This window comes from Sphingobacterium sp. BN32 (assembly GCF_030503615.1).
Classification (GTDB): domain Bacteria; phylum Bacteroidota; class Bacteroidia; order Sphingobacteriales; family Sphingobacteriaceae; genus Sphingobacterium.
The window spans coordinates 2,278,788-2,302,339 of the sequence record NZ_CP129963.1 but is presented as its reverse complement, the minus strand read 5'-3'; the positions used below and the strand labels follow the sequence as shown (position 1 = coordinate 2,302,339).

The window sequence follows — 23,552 nt, the reverse complement described above, 5'->3', positions numbered from 1 at the left end:
ATGAAAAAACTAATAACGATTATACTAGTCGCATTCTCTGTCCTGTCTTGTAAAAAGGATAAGTCTTCTGCCTATGATGTCGTAGAGGTATTTCCGAGTTCAGAAGATTTGCTCGCGAATTTTCAAAAAGCTTTGGATAGCGGATCGTCGCATTGGGAAGCAATGCTAAATCCGAAAGCAGGAAAAACCTATAACCTATATCTTCAGTTGACGAAGGATGGGAAGGCGCTATCCTTGGTCGACTTAACGGAGGAGAGTGCTAAAAAGATTAAGGCTGCCACTTATAGATTAGAAGGAAAATCAACTAACGCAAGCCTTATTTTTTCTGCCGGTACGCATTTGGATGATATACTGCATAAAGAAGGGTTTAGAAATGTCGGCGCCGATACTTCCTATGCTTTCGAAATGATGAAAGGAGATACGCTAATTCTTCGAGGGAATAGATTCGGAGACGAATTAAAGTTGATCAATATGAAAGCAGAAGTTGCCGAAAAATATGAAGCAGGTCAGCTGAGTAATGCCTTCGGCAATTTGTCTGAATTCTTTGATAGCCAACGATTCTTTTATTTCATCGCAGAGGGCAATATCCCGGTTCAATTTATTATTGATCCCGATACGCGCAGTATTCGTGTTTTATATGTCGAAAATAAACAGCTTAAGTTTAGTACGACTGATTATGCCTATGGGCTTGAAAAAATCCGACTAAAGACGCCTCTTCGCATAGGTAGCCAGGTGATAAGCGATTTGAACTTTGATACAGAGAAAAAGTCTTTTTATCTGCAGAAAAACCAAACTACGCGTTATGACCTACTAGGCGCAACTCTACCGGTAATCCCCTTGCATATCATGTTGGGTGAAGAAGTGACGCCTATTCTGTCTTTGCCTTCACCAATATTTATAGAGGAGTTGCCGGGTTGGTCTACCTCTTTCCTAGATGTTTGGATGGGGGCTACGAACAAGCTGTTCACTGAAAGAGGCTTCTATCTATTAGTGATGGCCTTCGAGTTGAACACAAAGGCTAATACCGTCGATTTAAAACTGTATTTTCAACGAGGCAGCAGTATCTTTTTAGGAACCTTTCCTTTCTCGTTTGAAAAAACTGATGCCGGCGTCTATACGCTAAAACGGCTGCCTTTTGAAGCGGGAAATACGCCACATGCCAATGCGGAGTTTATTGAGGCATCCGTTGCCGGGCTTATTGGGCTATTCCCGAATAAGCAATATACGATAGATTACTATGATGCCGGCGACAATGTTATTGGGCAGTTTAAAAGTGTCGAACAAGCTGATCTCTATTTTACCGGAGAGTTTGGAAGTTACTTTGAGTAAGCAATAAAGTACTCTTATCCTAATCTATGTTGTGTCAGATTAGGATAAGAGTTTTTTCTGTTTACAGAGTTTACAGATTTTTAAACTCGTTCAGTTTACCTTTCACGTAGGCGAGTGAAGCGCTGATTTGATTGCGCACGGTATTTACTGAAATATTCAGTTTTTTCGCTATTTCGGCATAGGACATATCATCCTGTCTGCTTAAACAAAATACCATTCTCCGTCGTTCAGGAAGGCCTTCGACAATTTGGCTGACTCTCTCTTCTAGTTCCTTAAGATTGAGCTGTGCGTCAGCACTGGAATCATACGCTAACGCTGCAGAGAGCTGTAAGTTCGAAATGGATTCTGTGGGGAGCCTTTTGCTTTTGTGGAAATTGATAACGGCATTTTTCGCCGCTTTAACCATATAGGGCTGGAGGGATTGATCTCCTTCAATCTTTATCAGATCTCTTTTTTGCCACATCTTAAGCATAACGTCCATCGCAATTTCTTTCGCTATGTCGCTGTTTTTTAATAATTGGTTTGCAAAGGAGTGTATTTGAATAAAGTATTTATCGAATATAATCGATAAAGCCATTTCGTTGCCATGAACTCCAAGTTTCAATAATTCAGCATCGGATAATTTGAGTAATCGGTTCTTCATAATAAGCTATAAGTTTTGTAACTAACTATAAAATGCAATCTGTAGAAACCGTCGTATAATTAAATAGTAGGGAAAACTATTAATCAATTGGTTATTGTAATATACAAAAAAACCGATAAACTTCAAATATTAAGTTATTATTAAATTAATGTTGATGTTTTATTGGCAGAATTTTTCTGCTTATTTCTGATGTAATATTTGATTTTATATTAAAAAATAACGTTTTAGCTAGGTTTTATGGCATGAATGTCCAAAAGTAACCTTGTAAATTAAAATTAATATGATATTTTTGATTAAAAATAGCTTATCAGAAAATAAAAATATTAATTCAATATAAACTTATGATAAAATACACACAGCGCTTATTAATTATTGGAAGTATTCTAGTTTTCACTTCTTGTGCTACAGTCTTTACAGGTACAAAGCAAGACGTCATGATTAAATCCAATCCAGAAGGGGCGACGATTGAAGTGGATGGTTTTGAGCGAGGTGTTACACCTATGCCCGTGAAGCTTAGGAAAGGATTTCGTGGACAGACCATCACCTTGAGAAAAGAGGGCTACGTTCCTTTTGAGTTCCGTCCAAATACTTTTTATAATTTTGCTACCATCGGAAACCTAATTAATATTTTCGGATGGGGGATAGACGCAGCAACCGGGGCTTTTATGAAATACGATCCTGCGGTTTATGATATTAAGATGAAAGAAGTGGTCGATAAAACGCAAGACGCTAAATAATCATCTTAATACTTATCCAATTCTAAGGCGAGGGCTTTCAAATCTTGTTTCATCAGGTTGATGTTTGACTCCAATTGGTCATACATATCTGCTCTGTTGTTCAATTGCTCACTTGAGTACTTTCCGCCTTCGCCGAAATAAAGCTTAACCAATTCATCACTGGATTCTTTGTCAATCTGCCCGAGGTGAGTCCATTTTTCGATAATCTGCTCGCGAAATGAGGTGGTTACATCATAGTCCGGATTTGCATAGTTTAGATAATACCAAACAGCAGGAGGGAAGATCTCCGATGTTTTGCTGCCGAACCAAATTTCTTTCAACGCATTTCGTTTATGTTGGAATTCAATCGACGCCTTATCAAAGAACATTAAGAAACCGAAAGTAGCTTCTGCGATACCCGTCGATATGCCGGTAGCATTGGCAGCAGTTTCATTCTTAATAACACCACCCGTCAATATAGCTCCAGCTGCACCCACGACGATTGCGGCGATGGTCAGCTTCGTCTCGCGCTTGTCGGCGATGCCTGAAAGATAATTAGCAACCTGGCTGGTTCGCTCTTCTTCACAATCCATTTCTGAAGAGATAGCCGATATTTCTAACGAAGAAAGATTAATCTTGTGATCTATATCTTGCTTAAGTTCCAACAGTTCAATTCGCTGATCGGTATTTGGGTTCGCCTGATTCGCTTTTAAGCTCGTGTAACGTTCAAGCGTCGGGATGAGTCCAATAGCATTGGCGATGTTAAGGCTGTTATGACTTAATTTACTACTGAGTTCAGGTGAAATTTTCTGAAGATGAAGCGGCGTAGCAATATCCGATTCCGTATAATTATATACGTTTCGTTGATTACAGTTACTATGCTGCAACAAGTTTCGGATCTCCGCATTCTTAACCGTTGCACAGGATGTCACGAAAAATAGTAGCATGCCCATGCAGGCAAATTTTATCAAGGCTCTCATGAATGATAATTTGTGCGTAAATAAAGTGATTATCAGTGATACTTTACAAGCTATTGTGTAATATTTTTTCTCCGTGCCAACTGTTCAGATATGCTTTTTGGGAGGGGCAAATCAAAATTAAATTTCTATTATTCGCAAAAAAAGTAGTTTCTTTACGCATATTTCACTATTGATAAACAATTAAACCAAATTAATGGACAATATTATTTCCAGTATTTCCTCCCTTGTATGGAGTGATATTTTTATTTATTTATGTTTATGTACGGGTCTCTATTTTTCTATCCGTACCGGTTTCCTACAGATTACGTACTTAAAAGATATGCTTCGGCTGCTTTTTGCGAAAAAGCAAGGCGATGAAGGTATTTCCTCCTTCCAAGCTTTCGCCTTAGCAATCTCTGGGCGTGTGGGAACTGGAAATATCATTGGTGTGGCGACGGCGATTTTCTATGGTGGCCCGGGTGCAATCTTCTGGATGTGGGTCATTGCCTTTCTAGGTTCCGCCTCCGCATTCGTAGAAGCTATGCTAGGACAGGTTTACAAACAAAAGGACGGTTCCGAATTTCGCGGTGGTCCTGCCTACTATATTGAGAAGGGATTAGGAGTTAAATGGTATGCGATACTATTTGCTGTATTAACGATTGTTAGTGCCGGAATTTTGTTGCCGGGTGTGCAAAGTAATGCAATTGCTTCATCAATCAATAATGCTTTCGCAATCCCAACATCCTACACGGGTATTGCAGTTGTCCTTTTATTAGTTTTGATCATCTTTGGAGGGGTAAAGCGCCTCGGTACAGTTGCTGAGTTTGTAGTACCATTTATGGCTGGCGGATATATCTTGATGACACTTGTTATCATTGCGATGAATTATCAGCAGATCCCTGAAGTCTTTGGTTTAATCTTTAGCAGCGCATTTAGCTTGGATGCAACCTTTGGAGGTATAATCGGTATGGCAATCGCTTGGGGAGTAAAACGTGGGATTTATTCGAATGAAGCGGGGCAAGGTACAGCACCACATGCGGCTGCAGCAGCAGATGTTAACCACCCTGCTGAGCAAGGCCTTGTACAGGCATTCTCTGTGTATGTGGATACCCTTTTCGTTTGTACGGCTACTGCTTTAATGATTCTATTCACAGGAATGTATAATGTTACGAATACCGACGCAGCTGGTAAAGCGACGACTTTATTGCAAGAGAATCTTCCGGGCGTGGATTACAACGGGTTTACGCAAGCTGCTGTTTCGCATCATTTCCCTGGCTTTGGAGACAGTTTTGTCGCTATCGCTTTATTCTTTTTTGCCTTTACCACGATTATGGCGTACTACTATTACGCCGATACCAACATCGTCTACCTCATTAAAAACGATAAAGTACGTGCCATCGTGGGACGTGTTTTTCAGGTGGCCTTCCTAATTGCTGTTTATTATGGTACGATTAGAACGGCGGATACCGCCTGGGCGATCGGTGATATTGGTGTCGGACTGATGGCCTGGGTGAATATTATTGCCATCCTTCTGATGAGCAAAATCGCCATGAAGGTGTGGAAAGATTATAAGGCGAAGCGAAAGCAAGGAATTGTGAACCCTGACTTCGATCCGAAAGAAATTGGTATAAAGAATGCTGATTTTTGGGAAAAAAGAGACTAGGAATTAGAAATAAGATATTAGATATAAGATTTTAGAGTGGGGTAACTTTTATGTTTCTTCCTTATTTGATACTAAAATCGACCAATTAAAAAACAGAGGCTGTTTCTTGCGAAGCAGCCTCTTTACTGTTTTATTGTTTTCGTAGGTAAATGATTAAGGGTATTGAACTATTCTTTTAAGATATTGTAGGTCAGCCCAATGAAGAGCCCAGGGCTTTACCGCTCGATGTATTTTTATATTCTGACAAGAAATGCGAAACTTTAAGTTCTCATCGATATTGCTGCGGTACAATCGCTTGACATTAAGGGTAAGTTAGCGAAATACTGAAGCTGTAGAAATACCTAATGCTAGGGATTTTAAGAATTATAGGAGTTGATCGCCGGGCGCTAAAACACAAAGAGAAACAAACCTTTGTTCCTCTTTGTGTTTTCTGCTTTTAATGGATTCCGAAGCAAGTCGTAGCGAATAGTAAAACGACTGCAACAAAAAGTAAAAGGAACAGGTTCGTCAATGGTGTCCTTTTCATGTTGATTTAATATTGCGTTTAAAATGGTGATTAACATTAAAGTTACACTTTTTTTCTGAAAGTATTTGTTTTCGATCCCCATCAAGCAATTCATTCTCGTTGTTCTTCCTTCAGAAACGGGAATGTTTCTACTAAAATGTGTGTTCTATCAAAGGAATCCCGTAATTTGTCTTCGTTTATGTGACAATGGAAACGTCAATGTTTTTTTTGATTATGGAATAATACCCTAGTTGTTCTATAGTTTTTTTTTCTCTTCTCCGGTGTTCTACTAGAATAATAGTACTTTTGTACGTTTTACCAATACTAATCTTATGTCGAAAGGCAATTTCTGGGCCTTACTGCCACTAATATTCTTTGTTGTCGTTTACTTCACCGGATCTTATGTTTTAGGTGATTTTTACGCGCTTCCCGTTCTTGTGATTTTTGTCTTAGCATTGTTTGTGGCGTTTTTTCAATTCCCAAAGGTGCCATTCGCGGAGAAGCTGAAGCACTTTTCAAAGGGCTCGGGCGATGAGAATATTCTGATCATGATCCTTATATTTTTATTAGCCGGGGCATTTGGCGAACTTTCCAAGAATGTTGGAGCGATATCTTCAACTATTAATTTTGCTTTGACCTATGTGTCGCCGCAATTTATCATTGCAGGACTCTTTCTGGTTGCCTGTTTCATTTCGACCTCTTTGGGTACATCGGTGGGAACAATTGTCGCATTAGCGCCCATTGCAGTAGGTTTGGAAGAAAATATTGCCGGCATAATGCCAATCGCCTTAGCCGCCGTAATAGGAGGTGCGATGTTTGGCGATAACCTTTCGTTTATCTCAGATACCACCATCGCCGCAACGCGCACGCAGGATGTCGGCATGCGCGACAAATTCAAAGTTAATTTTAAGATGGTGCTACCTGTTGCTATTTTGGTATTTATCATCTATGCATTTCAAGGGCAAGATTTGGTGAAGAACTTACAGCAGATTCCGGTGGGGGAGTACGAACTGATCAAAATCGTTCCCTACTTAGTCGTTTTCATCCTCGCCTTATTAGGTCTCAATGTAATTTTCACCTTAGGGGTAGGCATTCTTGTCGCTGCAGCAATCGGATTGGCAAGCAATTCCGTTGATTTCCTAACAGTTCTGAAATCCATAAACGATGGATTCGCAGGTATGTTTGAATTGAGTATACTGTGTCTGATTATTGGTGGCGTCGTAGGCATCATTCGATTAAATGGCGGAATAGAATATCTGTTGAACGCAGTAACCAAACGAATCCATTCCAAGAAAAGAGCCGAGCTCGGCATCGCTTTCTTGACAGGTTTGGTCAACTTAGCCATTGCAAATAATACCATCACCATTGTAATTGTTGGCCCTATCGCAAAAGAAATATCCGATAAGAATGGTTTAGATGGGAAGCGTGTCGCCAGTATTCTAGATACAATTTCATGTTTTATTCAAGGCTTGGTCCCTTATGGCGCGCAAATTCTAGCAGCGCTAGCAGCAGCCAATATCATTCTTTCCGAACGGAAAATGCCGCTCCTATCGCCAATAGACATCATGCAGTACCTATATTACCCCGTTCTATTAGGCGTAGTAACCTTATTGTTCATTGTCTTCCGAAAAGAGAAACCCCTTTCTCCAGAAACGAAATCCTAAAATAACCTTATTAATGCCGTTTTGTGGCAAGGTTAGAGCAACGTCCACTCAATAGCTTTTTATAGTCTTTACAAACCCCAATCAAACCCGCTCACGAGCGGGTTTGATTGGGGTTTGTATTGGGTTTGTATTGGGTTTACAAGGGGTTTGAGTTGTCGTTGGTATATACTAGTTCGTATTAAGACCTTGGGCGGGTTAGATATTAGATATTAGAGGTTGTCTGAACCAGGAAAGGAAGGATTTAAGGTTCAGAAAAATAAGAATGTCTAATATCTCACATCTAATTTCTAAACGCTACTTCCCGCCCTAGGTCTAAATACTAACTACTAAATACTAACTACTATTAGATTCCTTGTATCACATCCAATATCAACGGATAGGTATCGTTTTTAATTTTATCGAGGTTGGCTTTTTTGACCCAGATGGCTTGATCTATATCTTCTTCGAGTTGAGGGGTTAGTTTAGGGATTTTGTTGGCGCCCATTTCGTACCATTTTGTTTGTTTGAGTACGAATTTGCCGCGCATGGTGTAACAATGGTAAGTTGTCTCTATTTTTTTGCCCAGGTAGTTTATTTTGATGCCGCATTCTTCTTCCACTTCGCGCAATGCTGCTTCCTTCATTTTTTCGTTTTCTTCGACTTTTCCCTTCGGCAGATCCCATTTCCCAAGTCTATGGATAAAGAGGTACTGGCCTTCACCATTTTTTACCAGTCCGCCTGCAGCTTTAATGATTCGGATATTGGCGATAAAGGATTTAAATACTTTTTCAATATTTGGCTGGATGTGTAGATAGATGTTTTTTTCTGCCTTGTTTAGCGATTGGTTAAAAAGTTTTTCTAAATCAATGTCTTGTAAACCAATCGTTTGAATGTTGCCTTTGATTTTTGGAGCAAAATCTGCAAAAATTAACAGAGATTGGTTCATATAAATTTTATAAATTTGTGCCATGAATTATTTAAATGAGGTTGAACAAAAAGTTGCAGAATCCTTATTGCAAATTAAAGCAATAAAATTACAACCTAAAAGTCCTTTTACATGGGCATCGGGATGGAAGTCTCCAATTTATTGTGATAACCGTGTAGCTTTATCACATCCATCGATTCGTACGTACATCCGTCAGAAGCTATCACAATTGATTCAAGAGGAATTTGGATCAGTAGATATGATTTCTGGCGTAGCAACTGCGGGTATTCCGCAGGGTGTATTGGTTGCGCAAGATTTGGGTCTACCTTTTTCTTATGTGCGTAGCAGTGCGAAAGATCATGGTCGTCAGAACATGATTGAAGGAGAAGTGAGCAGCGGACAGCGTGTTGTCGTAATCGAAGATTTAGTTTCTACGGGTAAGAGTAGCTTAATCGCCGTTAAAGCATTGCGTGAAGCAGGTTGCAACGTCGTTGGTTTAGTATCGATTTTTACCTATGGCTTTGATGAGGCTCGCAAGAACTTCGAAGAAGCAAAATGTACATTCCATAGCTTATGTAATTATGATGCCTTAGTTCGTGTAGCTGCATCAAATAGTTATATTATGGAATCTGATATCGAATTATTAGAGAAATGGCGACAAGATCCAGCAAACTGGAGCCCTGAAGTTTAAGCTTATGACAGTAATACAGAATTCTACGCTTATTAGCAAACCTGTTGAGGAGGTTTATAACTTCCTGGCAGATTTAAATAATCATGAGCAATTGATGCCCGAGAATATTTACAATTGGGAATCAACTGCTGACGAGGCTAGATTTACCATTAAGAACATGGCAAAATTAGCTTTGCGCATCAGTCAACGTATTGAAAATAAGGAACTGGTCAGTGTTCCTTCCGAGGAGGCACCATTTGCTATTACCTTGCGTTGGAAAGTGGAGCCGGCATCAGAAACAACGACTACAGCGACATTCGTGATCGAAGCAGAGTTGAATATGATGATGAAAATGATGGCCTCAGGTCCCTTACAGAAGTTGGTGGATCACCAGGTAAGTAAATTGAAAGAAATTTTAGGCTAGTTTCTAAAATATCCATGATACGGAAAAAGCAGCTCAACGAGCTGCTTTTTTTTGGAATTCAAAAGTGCATCTTTCCCTAGAAAGAAAATGACACATGTGTTAGCACTCGATTTCCTGCGTCAATTCTCCCTTTGCCCAATTCTTGCTGAATCGGAGTTTGGAAAGATGCGCCAACGGATATTCGTTTGAAATTTGCCTCTAACCCCATAGAAGCATTCACGAGATGTCCGCCAGTTTCTTCTACTTTAAAACCCATTGCATGGTCTTTTTGTTGCCGCTCGAATGATAATCCTGCATTGGGGGCGAGTCGGCTATCCGATCCTAAGGCTATTTTATAATAGGCGGAAGCATTTGCAGCGATTTTGTTACCGTAGCGGTAATCATCCTTATTCTCTGTGTTTATTTTGTAACTCGCATTGGCATTGATACCGAAGTCCTGAATTCGGATGTCGTACATTAAACTGGGGATAAAATCCAGACTTCCTGTTCCCAACTGAAACATATTTGGATTTGTTGCCGTGGCATTTTGTTGCTCTGCAACGTCGTACGATCCGGTTGGGAGTTTCACACCCATCCCAACCCAAAGCGATTGCACGACCAATTTATTGCTCGCAGATGTGTTCGATTGGTCGAATAGTTTGTAATAGCCGTTTAAGGTGATATCACCTATTCCATTCTTTTTCCGCAATAGATCACTTCCTTCGGTATATTTTTCGTTGAAATTGTAGGGTAGTAGGGCGAGTACACGCCATTTTTGGCCAATGTTCCAGGCGCCCCAAAGTTCCATAGTCTGATACTTTTCGTCGGTGGATAATGCCGTCCTATTTCCGTTAATATCTAATTGTGTAGTTAATCGGTTGAATTGATATCGCACACCGACAAAGCGTTTTGTAAAGTCGGGGAGGAGTCCGATATAGTTCCCGCCGACACCACATCCGCAGATATCGCATGCTTTACTCGTTTGGATAGCCGTAATTAAGCTAAGTAATATTAATAATTTCTTCATTTTATTCTTGGAATAAAGGGTTTTTTACAAAAGTTTCGTCGTTGAGTGTATTGAGGAATGCGAGTAGTTGGTTTACTTCGTTGTCGCTTAAATCAATTCCTCCTGTCTTTTTCAGTATCGGGTCTAGGTTGGGCGTTTGTTGCACCTCGCGTCTATAGTGGTTGATAACGGCCTGTAGGTTTCTAAATCTACCGTCGTGCATATAAGGCTCTGTATAGGCGAGGTTGCGGAGCGTAGGAACCTTAAATTTTAATCTATCGTTTTCTAACTGTGATATTTCGAAGCGGCCCTGATCTTTTGCCGGGTTGACGCCAATACCATTATCACGGTAGGATCCGTCCGTGAAAAGTGGTTCGGTATGGCAAGAGCTACATTTGGATTTGAAGATTGTATAACCTGCCAGTTCTTCATCGGTAAACTGTGCCTCTTTGCGCATGACTTTGTCGTATTTGGATTGGTCTGATACCAGCATTAACATAAATTGTGATAGTGCCTTCAGCATATTGCTGCTGCTGATTTCGGGGCTGCCAAAAGCTTTTTCAAAGAGACCGCGATATTCAGCAGAATTATTCAATTTCTTTAAAACATTAGGCATTTTCTCATCCATCTCGACCACGTTTTCTATGGGCGCTACGGAAAATAGATCTAAGTCAAACACCCCGCCGTCCCAAAAGAATGTTTTTGTCCATGCCATGTTGACTATAGACATACTGTTGCGAATCCCCAATCGATCGTCAATCCCGTGGCTGACGTCGTGACCATGATGGGTGAAAGCATTAGCAGCGATATGACAACTACCACAAGAAATAGTATTATCCCGAGATAAGATGGGGTCATAAAATAGTTTTTTACCGAGTTCAAACTTCTCTTTGCTGATTGGATTTCCTGGAAAGTTGTAGACAGGCTCTGGGAAATGCGCTGGTTTGACGAACGTGATGAAGGTTTCGTCAATAAGATCATCCGCCTTTTGACAGGCGAGGATGATCGATAGAATAAATCCCATAACCAGCAGACTGGTTTTATTCATTACTTAATTTCTGAAAGTTGTGGGTATGGTCGTGAGTAAACATGCTAGCATAGTTTGCTGCGATCAAATCGTTGGGTCCTGAGACCATGACGGTACTGTTTTTAGCAATGCTAATCTTGTTGTCAGCATCGAAGACTTTTCCAAGATCCACCATTAAATGTATATCCGAACTCAAGTTTTCCTTTACCTCTGCGGCGCCGGCCTTTCTCAGATCGATTTTAATCGTTTTAATATTGTTCTTTGTCGGCTTGTCATAACCGCCGAATAGGCCGATATGGTAGCGGAATTTTTTGTCGGTTGACGTCGAAGCTGGCGATGTTCCTTCCATTTTAAAGAAGATGTAACCGCTGTTCCAGCTCCAGTACATTCCGTGTTTCGAAATGTCCAAGGCACCGGTGCGTTCCTCTACCGGCAAAGTATTCGTGATACTGTCGACCCCTAGAACAAACTCCAGATTGATGTATTTGCCTTCGGGGATATTGAACTTCGGAAATAGGGACGCTTTATCGGCTGCGTCGATTAAAAAATAGGATTCTTTTTTTGGTAAGGCATATTCTTCACCTTTTTCGTTGGTCAGTTTAATGTTGCTCACATAGTATTTGACCAATTCAACGTTGAATTGCTCATTGCTATTGTTGCTATAGGTATAATCGTTCAATACCAATGATTTGCCGCCAACGATATGGTCAAATTTAAGCTTTAGCTGGCCATTTTTATTGTTTTCGTATTTGATGTCTTCTTTTGAGCAAGAGAATAATGTGGCTACAAGCAATAGGCTAGCCATTAGGAATTTGATATTCATGGTTTTGTTTAACTGAATGTAAATTATAGAAATTTATGGGCAATAGTTTGGAACTAAAGCCATTACGCATTTTAGGGGGTTCAGTTAAACGAGGGGTGGACGTAATAGGTTTGAGGAGATATCCTTTGGATTCATGTTAGACTGGAATAGTGCATAGTCCAGTTCTAAGAATTTTGGATATTCGGGAGATACGAATGAGAATGCAAGTTCTTGTTGAGTGAAGGCTTCGTGGAAATTCAATTTGAAGTTCTGCTGCTCTTGTTCCTGCTGGGTTTTTAGCTTTTTGGCAAGATAACATTGCCCATGACAGGAGTTGTTTTCCATATTGCGTTGTATACAGAGATACTTTTCAATATAGTTTTGGTTGTAGTAGAAGGAAGCTGATATCAATAGGGTCATATTGCTTTGCAAAAGCATTATGGGAATCATTAGATATAGAAGCAGCTTCTTCATTTTGCTTGCAAATCTAATTGTTAAGTTTCGTAAGTAAAAATTTTACATTGAATTAATTTAGTAAAATGAAACGATTCTAAATCTAATAGAATAGTTTTTGTACTTTTGTACAGTTTGCATAAAATCATAAATCTACAAAGAACATGGAATTGAACCTAAAGCGCCCGTTGGCCTTTTTTGATTTAGAAACAACGGGAGTCAATGTTTCATTGGATAAAATTGTTGAGGTGTCTATTTTGAAGGTGTCACCGGGAGGGAAGGAAGAAACTTTAACCTTACGTATCAATCCAGAAATGCCGATTCCAGCGGAATCCTCTATGTTTCATGGTATTTATGACGAGGATGTTAAAGACTTAGCGCCTTTTCGCGAGCGTGCTGCGGAGATTGTTGCATTTATTGGTGATGCGGATTTAGCGGGCTATAATTCGAATAAGTTCGATGTGCCGATGTTAATGGAGGAGTTTTTGCGTGCTGGCGTTCCATTTACTTTGTCGGGACGCGCATTTGTGGATGTACAGAATATCTTCCACCAAATGGAACAGCGTACATTGAAGGCAGCCTATAAATTCTACTGTGGTGAGAATTTAGAGAATGCCCACAATGCGGAGGCGGATGTTCGTGCGACCTACGCGGTGTTAAAAGCACAGTTGACTAAATACGAGGGCGCTGATTTCGAGGATAAACATGGGAATGTGAGCAAGCCGGTTGTGAATGATGTGCAAGCCTTGCATACCTTTACGAATTTGAGCAAGCCTGTAGATTTTGCCGGACGTATCGTTTATGATGAGGACGGCGATCCGTCGATTAATTTCGGGAAACATAAAGGTAAGAAGGTCACCGATGTTTTTGAGGTGGAACCGAGTTACTATGCATGGATGCAGAATGGGGATTTCCCATTGTACACGAAACAAGTATTGGAAGAAATCTGGACCAATTATAAAAATACAAAGAAGGCTGCAAAGCCTGCTGTTATCACGGAGAAGGGAGAGAGCCGACGCCCTGTAAAACGTGAAGAGCCTAAACCAATTACCTCAGATATGCTGGCGCAATTGCAAGGGAAATTTAAGAAGTAGAAGATATAAATAAAGATTATGAATAATACAGAACAAGAAGTAGAACACGTAGGCTGCCTAATTATTGGTTCAGGCCCTGCAGGTTATACTGCAGCCATTTATGCTGCACGCGCGGATTTAAAACCTGTTGTTTACACAGGAATGGTACCGGGTGGACAATTAACACAAACAACCGAAGTTGATAACTTTCCAGGCTATCCAAAAGGAATTACTGGTCCGGTTATGATGGAGGATTTACGCGCGCAAGCGGAGCGTTTCGGTACCTCGGTTCGCTTTGGCTATGCGACAAAAGTAGATTTTTCTTTAGATGGCGGTATTCATACCGTAGAAATCGATGGAGTTAAAACCATCACTGCTGACACTGTGATTATTGCAACGGGTGCGACAGCAAAATGGTTAGGCTTAGATTCGGAGCAAAAATATAATGGGTTTGGTGTATCGGCATGTGCGGTATGTGATGGATTTTTCTTTAAGAATCAAGATGTTGCAATCGTCGGTGCAGGTGATACGGCTGCTGAAGAAGCAACTTACCTGGCGAAACTTTGTAAGAAAGTATATATGTTGGTGCGTAGAGACGAGTTCCGTGCTTCGAAAGCAATGGTTCACCGTGTAATGAATACGCCAAATATCGAGGTGCTATACAATACGGAGGCCCAAGAAATCTTAGGCGACGGACAGGTTGTGACTGGTTTACGCGTTATCAATAACCAAACAAAAGCACTTACGGATTTAGATATCACCGGATTTTTCGTAGCTATCGGTCATAAACCGAATACGGAACTGTTCCAAGGCATATTGGATATGGACGAAACAGGTTACTTAATCACTAAAGCTGATAGTACTGCTACGAATATTCCTGGAGTATTTGCTTGTGGTGATGTTCAAGACCATATCTTCCGCCAAGCGATTACTGCTGCCGGAACGGGTTGTATGGCTGCTTTGGAGGCAGAGCGCTATCTGGTTGCCAAAGAAGATATCGTCGTATAAAACAGCTTACCGTTTTCAGGGAAAAAACAACGGGGACAAATGTTCTTGAAGGTTTTTGAAAACAGGTAGTTTTAGAATAGAAATACTAAAGGGGTCGATTCACATCGACCCCTTTTCAGTAAAAGTAATCCAAACTATAGATATTTTCTAAGTTCTTCTGTTCAAAAATAGGGTATCAATCCCAAGATTTATATACCTATTGAAGGGTATATTATTGTTCTTTTTAACGGATAACGCTATTAAATCACCGCAAACTTCTTGAGTGCATTCCAAATACCGTTCTCATCCACTTCATCCGTTACATAATCGGCAATTGCCTTGACTTCTGGATTTGCATTGCCCATCGCTACGCCAACTTTTACGTGCTGCAGCATGCTAATATCATTACCACCATCGCCGAATGCCATCGTGTTTTCGATATCGATGCCGAAATGCTTACAGAAAATGTCGATTCCGACTTTTTTACTTAGCCCTTTCGGATTGACATCAGCAAAGAGCGGTGTCCAACGGGAAGCCAAAGAATTCGGCATAACTGTGGACATGAATTCTTCTTCCTCATCTGGTCCTAAAAATATATTGGTTTGCAAGATGCTGCTGCTGTCCACTAAATCCATGTCCACAAGCTTAGGAACGGGAAGATTCAAGTGTGCATACATACCTGCGATCTCCGGTGTTACATCATGGATGGTTATTTCCTGCTCCGACATGAAAGAAAAGCTCAGCGGCTTCTGCTTTGCATAATTCATCACCGATTGGATATCTTCCTTGTCAATTGCCTTCCGAAATAAAACTTCATTCGTGTTGGTCAGACAATATCCACCGTTGAACGTGATAAACCCGTCGAAGTCTAGAAATTTCAGATGGTCGATGCTATTGATCGATCTGCCGGTAGAAAGAATTGTTTTAATGCCTTTGCTTTGTAGTTCCTTAATTGCTTCAACCGTAGAGTCTGGGACTTCGTGTGTTTTAAAGCTGATTAATGTACCGTCGATATCAAAGAAGACGGCTTTAACAATTGGGTTTTGCATATACAAAGGTACATTTTAGGCTGATGATTCCTATCTTTGTTTCAAATTTTTAAGACATGGCAGTATACCAAGATTTCATCGAGCTATTAAAACAGAGTATCAAAGATAAGACACTTGTTAAACTTACGTTGAGCAATTACAAGGGGCAGGAAGCAGGCTTGAAGAATCTGTATGTTAAGCTTGTGGAAATCAAACGTGAGCTGAAAATGTCTTTTGTTTATCGCTATCAGACGCGCGACATCACGAAGAATTATAGTTTACCGGATGGGTTTGACGTGTTGGTAGAAGCTGTGCACTTCAAAGGTTTCCGTTCGGTGGTCCTGCAGTGTATTGATCAGCAACTGGAAATGCAGATGAATAAAAAAGCGGAATGGGCAGGCTTTAAGCGAGCGTCTTCCGCAGCAGTTGAGGTTGACCTAAGGCATGATAAACAAAAGGAGCGTAGGCTCCAAGATTCTTCGAAATCCTACTTGCACGATTTGAAACTTACAGATGCTAACGGGCAGGTTTATAAGAATGCGCAAGATAAATGGAAGCAAATTAACCATTATATAGAAATTTTGAGTGGGTCGCTTGCAAACCTTCCGAAGGATCGCGCCTTGCAAATTGTCGATATGGGTGCAGGAAAAGGCTATTTGACCTTTGCACTGTATGATTACCTGCATTCTGAGCTGAAACGTGATGTTTCGGTCGTAGGGGTGGAGTTTCGTCAAGATCTGGTTGAGTTATGTAATGCAATTGCCGAGCGCGCAGGATTTGATCAATTGCACTTTGAGGAGGGGACTATCGAGAATTATTCGTCGGCGAAGAATATCGATGTTTTAATTGCCCTGCATGCTTGTGATACGGCTACAGACGATGCGATCTTCAAAGGCATTCAAGATCATGCTTCGTTGATCGTGGTGGCTCCTTGTTGCCACAAGCAGGTGCGCCGCGAGTTGGAGCGCGTAAAAGCAAAGAATGATTTAGACTTTATGACTAAGTATGGGATTTTCATGGAACGACATGCTGAAATGCTTACAGACAGCATTCGTGCTTTGATTCTAAATTACTATGGTTATGACACAAAGGTTATGCAATTTGTTTCCGATCAGCATACGCCTAAGAACGTAATGATTGTTGCGGAGAAGAAGGCGATTTCCGATGAAAGACAACAGGAGATATTGGCGAAATTAGCCAGCTTAAAAAGCTATTACGGCTTGGACTACCAACATTTAGAGCGCCTGTGCGGATTGGATGTTCTGGTAAGCAAGGTCATCTAAATTTTTCTCGCTTAAATTAATCTACAAAAACAGGTAAATAAGGCTATATAGCGACAAGATTGTCGTGATTTTAGCCCTAGATTTCGGCACAAAGTCCTATCTTTGTGCTTTGCAAAAACGATACGATGAGAATTTCATATAATTGGTTAAAGAATTTTATACAAATCGATAAAAGCCCTGAAGAATTATCGTTAATCCTGACAGACATTGGGTTAGAGGTAGAGTCTTTAGAAGTAGAGCAAAGTATTCCGGGCGGCTTAGAAGGTTTGCTAGTGGGCGAGGTGTTGACTTGTGAGCAGCATCCGAACGCGGATAAACTTAAAGTTACTACGGTTAATGTTGGTTCGGGAGAGCCTTTACATATTGTTTGTGGTGCTCCAAATGTTAGACAAGGGTTGAAAGTAATTGTTGCTCCTGTTGGAACGACATGTCACCCTAGCAACGGCGAACCTTTTAAAATTACAAAATCCAAGATTCGTGGTGAAGTTTCCGAAGGGATGCTTTGCGGCGAGGATGAGATTGGTTTGGGCAGTTCCCATGCGGGTATCGTTGAGTTAGACGCAGATGCGGTTGTTGGTTCTTTGGTTAAATCATACTTCAATATGGAAGATGATTATGCTTATGAAATTGGATTGACGCCAAACCGTGCTGACGCAGCATCGCACTTAGGTGTTGCTCGTGACCTGGCAGCTTATTTCAAGATTCCGGTCAATGCTGTGGAGGTAGATGATGTTATTGCAGGTTCGGAAACGGGTACTGCGGTACGCGTTGATTCCTACGCGGATGCTCCACGTTATGCGGGTGTAAATATCACGGGTATTCGAGTTGCGGAATCCCCTGAATGGTTAAAGAATAAATTAAATGCAATAGGCGTTCGTTCGATCAATAATATTGTCGACGTCACGAACTATATTTTACATGATTTAGGTCAACCTTTACATGCGTTTGATGCAGATAAGATGGCTGGTAATCAAGTTATTGTTCGTAAAGCTGCTGAGGGGGAGATCTTTGTTACTTTAGACGGTATCGAGCGTAAGCTTTCCGCAGAAGACTTAGTGATTGCTGACGCCGAAAAGCCGATGTGCATTGCAGGTGTATTTGGAGGTGCAGCGTCTGGTGTAACGGAGGAGACAACTTCTATTTTCCTAGAATCAGCATACTTTAACCCGGTTAGCGTTCGTAAAACTTCGAAGCGTCATGGATTAAAAACAGATTCATCTTTCCGTTTCGAACGTGGCGTGAATCCTGATATCACGGTTTTAGCGTTGAAAAAAGCAGCGAAACTGATCGCTGAAGTATCTGGTGGAAAGATTTCTTCTACAATCGTTGATCTGTATCCGGAGCCGATTCAGCCGTTTGAATTCCCTGTTACTTATAAGAATATCCAAAGGGTGATTGGTAAGGCGATTCCTGCAGAGACCATTCGTGATATTATCGTGAATCTAGGTATTGGAATCCAGAATGAAACATCCGAAGGTTTTGATGTTGTCGTGCCTCCATACAAGGTGGATGTGACAAGAGAAGTGGATGTTGTTGAGGAAGTGTTGCGTATTTACGGATATAATAATATCGAGTTGAATACACAAATTAAGGCTTCACTTAATACGTCTGAAAAACCTGACAGAGAGGTTGTTTTAAATCAGATTGCTGATTTGTTAATTAGCAATGGCTACCGTGAGATTCTTTCCAATTCATTGACCAAGGCTGATTATTTGGAAAATGCAGAAACGGCAGTTAAGTTGTTGAATCCATTGAGTAGCGATTTAGACTGTATGCGCCAGAACTTATTGTTTTCGTCGTTGACAGCTATTGGTTATAACCAAAAGCGTAAGCATGCTGACCTTAAGCTGTTCGAGCTAGGGAAGTCATACAATACAGATGGCGATTGGTATGCAGAGAAGCAATTATTGTCTTTGGCGATTGCCGGAAAGAACGAAGCAGAGCAGTGGAATACGAAATCGGATGCAGTCAATTTTTATAATATGAAGTCGGCTGTAGATGCGATCGTTAAACGTTTGAAGATTGAAGGGATCCGTGTTGAGGAATATGAAGGGCCGTACTTTGATTTTGGATTGACTTACCGCAAAGGGGAGAAGGCTTTAGTATCCTTTGGTGCTGTCGCGAAAGCAAATCTAAAAAAGGCTGACGTTGATGGTGCAGTTTACTTTGCGCAATTCGATTGGGATTTATTGTTGAAGGTCATCAAGAAGAACAAGATTACCTACAAAGAGGTATCTAAATTCCCATCTGTACGTCGTGATTTAGCGTTGTTATTAGATGAGGGCGTAAGTTTTGAACAATTGCGATTAATCGCAAATAGAACCGAGAAAAAGCTGTTAAAAGAGGTTGGAATTTTTGATGTTTATAAAGGGGATAAGTTACCTGAGGGCAAGAAATCCTATGCTTTAAGCTTTGTTTTGCAGGACGAGTATAAAACTTTGACCGATAAACAAATTGATGGCATAATTCAAAAATTAATTATTAACTTTGAGAAAGAGGTTGGCGCATCTGTGCGTTAATCACATTAAATTGCGAAAAACATAACATATGGCGTCATTATCTTCCCAAATGAATATTATCGTTGAGAAAACGAAAAATCTCATTCAATTGTGTGAAGCTTTGCAAGAAGAAAACGACTTATTGAAGTTAGAAGTTCAATCTTTGCAAGTGGCGTTCGATACGAGTTCTGATAAGGTTAAACAGCTGGAAGAGAAAGTGAAAGCTCTGGCAGTAGCTAAAACATTAGACGATTCTTCGGTCGATAAAGAAGCCATAAATGAAAAAATACTTGACACAAAACAAAAAATTAACGATTTTGTGCGAGAAATAGACAAATGTATAAGTCTTTTGAAGTAGGAGTAGAGGTTTAGGTTAGGACTTGTTACGTTTTTAAGCTCAAGAAACATGGGAGAAATTTCCATAAAAATAAATATCGCTGATCGATTATACCCACTTCGCGTTGAAACGGAAGAGGAGGAAGTAATTCGTTATGCAGCGAAGTTAATAAACGAAAAAATAAAAGAATTGCAGGATAATTATGCAGTTCGTGATAAGCAAGATTTGTTATCCATGTGCGTATTGCAATATGCGACAGGGATGATAAAAGCAGAGAAGAATGCACAGAGCCAAGACTCCGGTATTGAAAATGCGGTTCATGAATTGGATAATATGTTGACAAGTTTCTTTTCAAAATAAAACGTTTCCGTTCTTACATTTAGAGCTTATAACGACGAATTTGCCGCAATTAAATTCGGGTTGTCACTATTTTAAACTTAACGCTTCAATATCACGAGCAATATACAGATGAAGGCCATTTTGCGAAAGCCATCTAGGTCATGATCAAACGCTCAAATCATGTGTAATCGAAGTTTAATAATATTAGATACCTGATAATTTAATTGCGGTTTTTTTTTGGAAAAAAATCACTATTACATTAATATATAAATCATAAAAAATGGAGATATCAACTACTATATCAATAATAATATCACTTGTTGTGGGTGTGTTTATTGGACGATATTTGTTGCAGATGCTTTTCAAAAAACAGGAGCAAACGGCTCATGAGAAAGCTGCGCAAATTATCAAAGATGCAGAACAACAAGCTGAGCATAATAAGAAGCAACGTCAGTTGGAGGCAAAAGAGAAATTTTTGCAGTTGAAGGCGGAGCATGAAAAAGAAGTAAGCCAACGTAATAATACGGTCGCTCAAAAGGAAAACACGATTCGCCAAAAGGAGCAATCGATGAACCAAAAGTTGGAGAATCTGAATCGTGAGAAACAAGAATTAGATAATAAGTCTAAGAAACTTGACCAGTTGGTTGAGTTGAATGAGAAGAAAAAAGAAGAGGTTGAGCAATTAAAAGGTCAACACATTAAGCAATTGGAAAGCATTGCCGGTCTTTCTGCTGAAGAAGCGAAAGAACAATTGGTTAACTCTTTACGTGAGGAAGCGCGTTCGCAAGCGATTATGCAAATCAAAGATATCGTTGATGAGGCTAAATTAACAGCATCTAAAGAAGCGAAAAAAGTAGTAATCCAAACTATTCAACGTACGGCGACAGAAGCTGCTATCGAAAATACGGTGTCCATTTTCAATATTGAAAACGATGAAATCAAAGGTCGTATCATTGGTCGCGAAGGGCGTAATATCCGCGCGCTAGAAGCTGCTACGGGTGTTGAAATTATCGTTGATGATACGCCGGAGGCTATTATCTTATCGGGATTCGACCCAGTACGTCGTGAGATTGCCCGTTTATCATTGCATAGATTAGTAACGGATGGTCGTATCCACCCTGCACGTATCGAAGAAGTGGTAGCGAAGACTCGCACGCAGATCGAAGATGAGATTGTGGAAATTGGTGAACGTACGGTAATCGACTTGGGTATTCATGGTTTACATCCGGAGCTGATCCGTATGGTAGGTAGAATGCGCTATCGTTCGTCTTATGGTCAGAACTTATTACAACACTCTCGGGAGGTTGCTAACTTTGCTGCTACGATGGCCTCAGAGTTAGGTTTGAATGTTAAACATGCGAAACGTGCTGGCTTATTGCACGATATCGGTAAAGTGCCCGATGATAATCCAGAATTGCCTCACGCGATTTTAGGTATGCAGTTGGCGGAGAAATATAAAGAGCATCCTGATGTATGTAATGCTATCGGTGCTCACCACGACGAGATCGAGATGACTTCAATGATTTCGCCGATTGTCCAAGCCTGTGATGCTATTTCTGGTGCTCGCCCAGGCGCACGCCGAGAAGTGGTGGAAAGTTACATCAAAAGATTGAAAGAGCTGGAAGATTTAGCGCTTTCGTATCCAGGGGTAGAAAAAACTTTCGCTATTCAGGCAGGACGTGAGCTTCGTGTTGTTGTTGAAAGTGAGAAAGTTTCGGACGCACAAGCGGAGATTTTGGCCGCAGATATTTCCAACAGAATACAGACGGAAATGACTTATCCGGGTCAGATTAAAGTAACAGTAATCCGTGAGACACGCTCCGTGTCTTATGCGAAATAGATTTTTATTTGAATTTTTGAGAGGGCTGTCAGATTTAATGACGGCCCTCTTTTTTGGTTAAGGTTTCTGTTCTTCAAGGGCATTAAGGACTTTCATTCCTGTTGGTGTTTGAATGGATACTTGGAAGTATTGTGATTCATAAATTTCTGTTCAATAAATAGTCATAATTTGATGTTTGGCGAATTATGTATATTATAATCCTTATTTTTGCCGCATGAAAAAGCAGGCCAAACAAGTGAATAAATCACCAAAGGTTAACCGACCAGTAGAGAAGTACTTTTATGAGCTAGATCAATCCTATGGGGGTTCGAATTTTACCGCACTCAGCGTAGGGCTTACCTTAGCCTTTTTTGGTATCATGGGATTAATTTGGATGATACCATTTCCACAATTTGAGTTCCTGGTTAAGATGAATGCTCATACCTTTTTGAATTGGGGTTCTTTCTTTATAGCCATCGTTGTTTACTGCTATTTAAAATTAGCGCCTACTTTATCATATGCAGTCTTATTCTGTATTGGTGTTATGAGCTTTTTCATCGTTCAACTGGAATATGTCGAGCGAGACGGTGGCCCATCCGTTATTTTAGTTTGTTCAATCCTCGCTATAGTCGGGCTGTTAATTATGTTCTTGGTTGGGAATAAGAATAAGGATAATCAGGACGCTAGTTCGTTTATTAAGTTGTTGACAATAGGGCCCGTTTGGCTATGGTCTAAATTGTTCGATAAACTGAAATGGAAATATTAAGATTATTTCTATTTTAGAGTATAAATTTACTTATGAGGGACCTCAAATACCCAATACACTTTAAGTTTCGCGTGACGACGCTATCGAACGATTTTGAAGCGACGGACGGCGATGGGAACACCATTTACTACGTTCGCGAAAAGATTTTTAAATGGCGCGACCATATTACGGTCTATCGTGATCGGTCGAAGAGCGAGATGTTGTACGAGTTTATTTCCAATAAGCTCATTGATTTTCAGCAGACCTTCACAATCTATGATCATGAAAAACGCGTGATAGGGAAGGTTCGTAGAAAGTCTATTAAATCACTATGGCGATCCACATTTAATCTTATTGACGAAGCCGATAAGCACGATCATACGATTACAGAAAAGAATCCTTGGACGAAGTTCTGGGACGGTCTGTTCGGTGAGTTGCCGATTATAGGAATGCTATCTGGATATGTATTTAATCCTTCCTATATACTTAAGAACGAAATTGGTGAGCCGATGTTCGAAATTCGTAAAGAACCGTCCTTTTTCGGGAGAAAATTTACAGTTTATAAGCAAACCACCAAAGATATTGACGATGAACGTTTCGTGTTAAGCCTGATGCTGATGGTGATGACAGAGCGTTCGAACGGATAGAAGTATCGTGTGTTCATTGAGGCTAAAAGGAAATGGGGTTTCTGATGGCCCT

Annotated in this window: 23 protein-coding genes; 15 read left to right on the top strand and 8 right to left on the bottom strand. The window is 40.4% G+C overall.

Annotation, left to right across the window (positions count from 1 at the left end):
• The gene (locus QYC40_RS09655; protein WP_301990042.1) at positions 1-1,329 is read left to right on the top strand and encodes a DUF4302 domain-containing protein; all 1,329 of its coding nucleotides are present in this window, start codon (positions 1-3) and stop codon (positions 1,327-1,329) included.
• A 70-nt stretch (positions 1,330-1,399) separates the two neighbouring features.
• On the opposite strand, the gene QYC40_RS09650 is transcribed toward QYC40_RS09655, so the two are convergent.
• Positions 1,400-1,972 carry a sigma-70 family RNA polymerase sigma factor gene (locus QYC40_RS09650; protein WP_301990041.1) on the bottom strand — a complete coding sequence of 191 codons (573 nt, stop codon included), beginning with the start codon at positions 1,970-1,972 and terminating at the stop codon, positions 1,400-1,402.
• Between the two features lie 341 nt (positions 1,973-2,313).
• Here QYC40_RS09650 and QYC40_RS09645 point away from each other — a divergent pair, with 341 nt between their 5' ends.
• Positions 2,314-2,709: a PEGA domain-containing protein gene (locus QYC40_RS09645; protein WP_301990040.1), complete on the top strand. Its 396-nt coding sequence runs from the start codon at positions 2,314-2,316 to the stop codon at positions 2,707-2,709.
• A 5-nt stretch (positions 2,710-2,714) separates the two neighbouring features.
• On the opposite strand, the gene QYC40_RS09640 is transcribed toward QYC40_RS09645, so the two are convergent.
• Positions 2,715-3,668 (bottom strand): hypothetical protein, encoded by a 954-nt coding sequence (locus tag QYC40_RS09640; RefSeq protein WP_301990039.1) that lies wholly within the window; start codon positions 3,666-3,668, stop codon positions 2,715-2,717.
• A 193-nt stretch (positions 3,669-3,861) separates the two neighbouring features.
• On the opposite strand from QYC40_RS09640, the gene QYC40_RS09635 reads away from it, so the two are divergent.
• Both QYC40_RS09635 and QYC40_RS09630 read left to right on the top strand, forming a co-directional pair.
• The gene (locus QYC40_RS09635; protein WP_301990038.1) at positions 3,862-5,310 is read left to right on the top strand and encodes a sodium:alanine symporter family protein; all 1,449 of its coding nucleotides are present in this window, start codon (positions 3,862-3,864) and stop codon (positions 5,308-5,310) included.
• A gap of 837 nt (positions 5,311-6,147) precedes the next feature.
• Positions 6,148-7,479 (top strand): Na+/H+ antiporter NhaC family protein, encoded by a 1,332-nt coding sequence (locus QYC40_RS09630; protein ID WP_301990037.1) that lies wholly within the window; start codon positions 6,148-6,150, stop codon positions 7,477-7,479.
• Positions 7,480-7,822: 343 nt separating this feature from the next.
• Here QYC40_RS09630 and QYC40_RS09625 read toward each other — a convergent pair whose 3' ends face one another.
• Positions 7,823-8,428, bottom strand: a complete 606-nt coding sequence (locus QYC40_RS09625; protein WP_301990036.1) for an NUDIX hydrolase — start codon at positions 8,426-8,428, stop codon at positions 7,823-7,825.
• On the opposite strand from QYC40_RS09625, the gene pyrE reads away from it, so the two are divergent.
• Both pyrE and QYC40_RS09615 read left to right on the top strand, forming a co-directional pair.
• A complete protein-coding gene (pyrE, locus tag QYC40_RS09620; RefSeq protein ID WP_301990035.1) occupies positions 8,427-9,074 on the top strand; it encodes an orotate phosphoribosyltransferase in 648 nt (215 codons plus the stop codon). The genes QYC40_RS09625 and pyrE overlap by 2 nt on opposite strands.
• Positions 9,075-9,078: 4 nt before the next feature.
• Positions 9,079-9,477 (top strand): SRPBCC family protein, encoded by a 399-nt coding sequence (locus tag QYC40_RS09615; protein ID WP_301990034.1) that lies wholly within the window; start codon positions 9,079-9,081, stop codon positions 9,475-9,477.
• Between the two features lie 76 nt (positions 9,478-9,553).
• Here QYC40_RS09615 and QYC40_RS09610 read toward each other — a convergent pair whose 3' ends face one another.
• The 4 genes from QYC40_RS09610 to QYC40_RS09595 form a co-directional block, all read right to left on the bottom strand.
• Entirely contained in the window at positions 9,554-10,483 is a 930-nt protein-coding gene (locus QYC40_RS09610; protein ID WP_301990033.1) for a transporter, read from the bottom strand.
• Position 10,484: 1 nt separating this feature from the next.
• On the bottom strand, positions 10,485-11,510 hold the full coding sequence (locus QYC40_RS09605; protein ID WP_301990032.1) for a cytochrome-c peroxidase: 1,026 nt from the start codon (positions 11,508-11,510) through the stop codon (positions 10,485-10,487).
• A complete protein-coding gene (locus QYC40_RS09600; RefSeq protein ID WP_301990031.1) occupies positions 11,503-12,312 on the bottom strand; it encodes an MbnP family protein in 810 nt (269 codons plus the stop codon). The genes QYC40_RS09605 and QYC40_RS09600 overlap by 8 nt, the downstream gene beginning before the upstream one ends.
• 84 nt (positions 12,313-12,396) lie before the next feature.
• Complete coding sequence (locus QYC40_RS09595; protein ID WP_301990030.1) at positions 12,397-12,711, bottom strand: hypothetical protein; 315 nt, start codon at positions 12,709-12,711, stop codon at positions 12,397-12,399.
• A gap of 197 nt (positions 12,712-12,908) precedes the next feature.
• On the opposite strand from QYC40_RS09595, the gene QYC40_RS09590 reads away from it, so the two are divergent.
• On the top strand, positions 12,909-13,838 hold the full coding sequence (locus QYC40_RS09590) for a 3'-5' exonuclease (protein WP_301990029.1): 930 nt from the start codon (positions 12,909-12,911) through the stop codon (positions 13,836-13,838).
• A gap of 18 nt (positions 13,839-13,856) precedes the next feature.
• Complete coding sequence (trxB, locus tag QYC40_RS09585; protein WP_301990028.1) at positions 13,857-14,825, top strand: thioredoxin-disulfide reductase; 969 nt, start codon at positions 13,857-13,859, stop codon at positions 14,823-14,825.
• 239 nt (positions 14,826-15,064) lie between these two features.
• On the opposite strand, the gene QYC40_RS09580 is transcribed toward trxB, so the two are convergent.
• A complete protein-coding gene (locus QYC40_RS09580) occupies positions 15,065-15,853 on the bottom strand; it encodes a Cof-type HAD-IIB family hydrolase (RefSeq protein WP_301990027.1) in 789 nt (262 codons plus the stop codon).
• Positions 15,854-15,909: 56 nt separating this feature from the next.
• Here QYC40_RS09580 and QYC40_RS09575 point away from each other — a divergent pair, with 56 nt between their 5' ends.
• The 7 genes from QYC40_RS09575 to QYC40_RS09545 all read left to right on the top strand — a co-directional run bounded on the left by QYC40_RS09575 (position 15,910) and on the right by QYC40_RS09545 (position 23,500).
• On the top strand, positions 15,910-17,115 hold the full coding sequence (locus tag QYC40_RS09575; protein WP_301990026.1) for an SAM-dependent methyltransferase: 1,206 nt from the start codon (positions 15,910-15,912) through the stop codon (positions 17,113-17,115).
• 125 nt (positions 17,116-17,240) lie between these two features.
• A complete protein-coding gene (gene pheT, locus QYC40_RS09570; protein WP_301990025.1) occupies positions 17,241-19,634 on the top strand; it encodes a phenylalanine--tRNA ligase subunit beta in 2,394 nt (797 codons plus the stop codon).
• A gap of 28 nt (positions 19,635-19,662) precedes the next feature.
• A complete protein-coding gene (locus tag QYC40_RS09565) occupies positions 19,663-19,971 on the top strand; it encodes a hypothetical protein (RefSeq protein ID WP_149526428.1) in 309 nt (102 codons plus the stop codon).
• A 48-nt stretch (positions 19,972-20,019) separates the two neighbouring features.
• The gene (locus QYC40_RS09560) at positions 20,020-20,310 is read left to right on the top strand and encodes a cell division protein ZapA (RefSeq protein WP_301990024.1); all 291 of its coding nucleotides are present in this window, start codon (positions 20,020-20,022) and stop codon (positions 20,308-20,310) included.
• 259 nt (positions 20,311-20,569) lie between these two features.
• Positions 20,570-22,129, top strand: coding sequence for a ribonuclease Y (rny, locus tag QYC40_RS09555; RefSeq protein ID WP_301990023.1), 1,560 nt, complete (start codon positions 20,570-20,572; stop codon positions 22,127-22,129).
• Between the two features lie 214 nt (positions 22,130-22,343).
• On the top strand, positions 22,344-22,874 hold the full coding sequence (locus QYC40_RS09550) for a hypothetical protein (RefSeq protein WP_301990022.1): 531 nt from the start codon (positions 22,344-22,346) through the stop codon (positions 22,872-22,874).
• A 32-nt stretch (positions 22,875-22,906) separates the two neighbouring features.
• Positions 22,907-23,500, top strand: a complete 594-nt coding sequence (locus QYC40_RS09545; RefSeq protein WP_301990021.1) for a hypothetical protein — start codon at positions 22,907-22,909, stop codon at positions 23,498-23,500.
• The last annotated feature ends 52 nt before the right edge of the window (positions 23,501-23,552 follow it).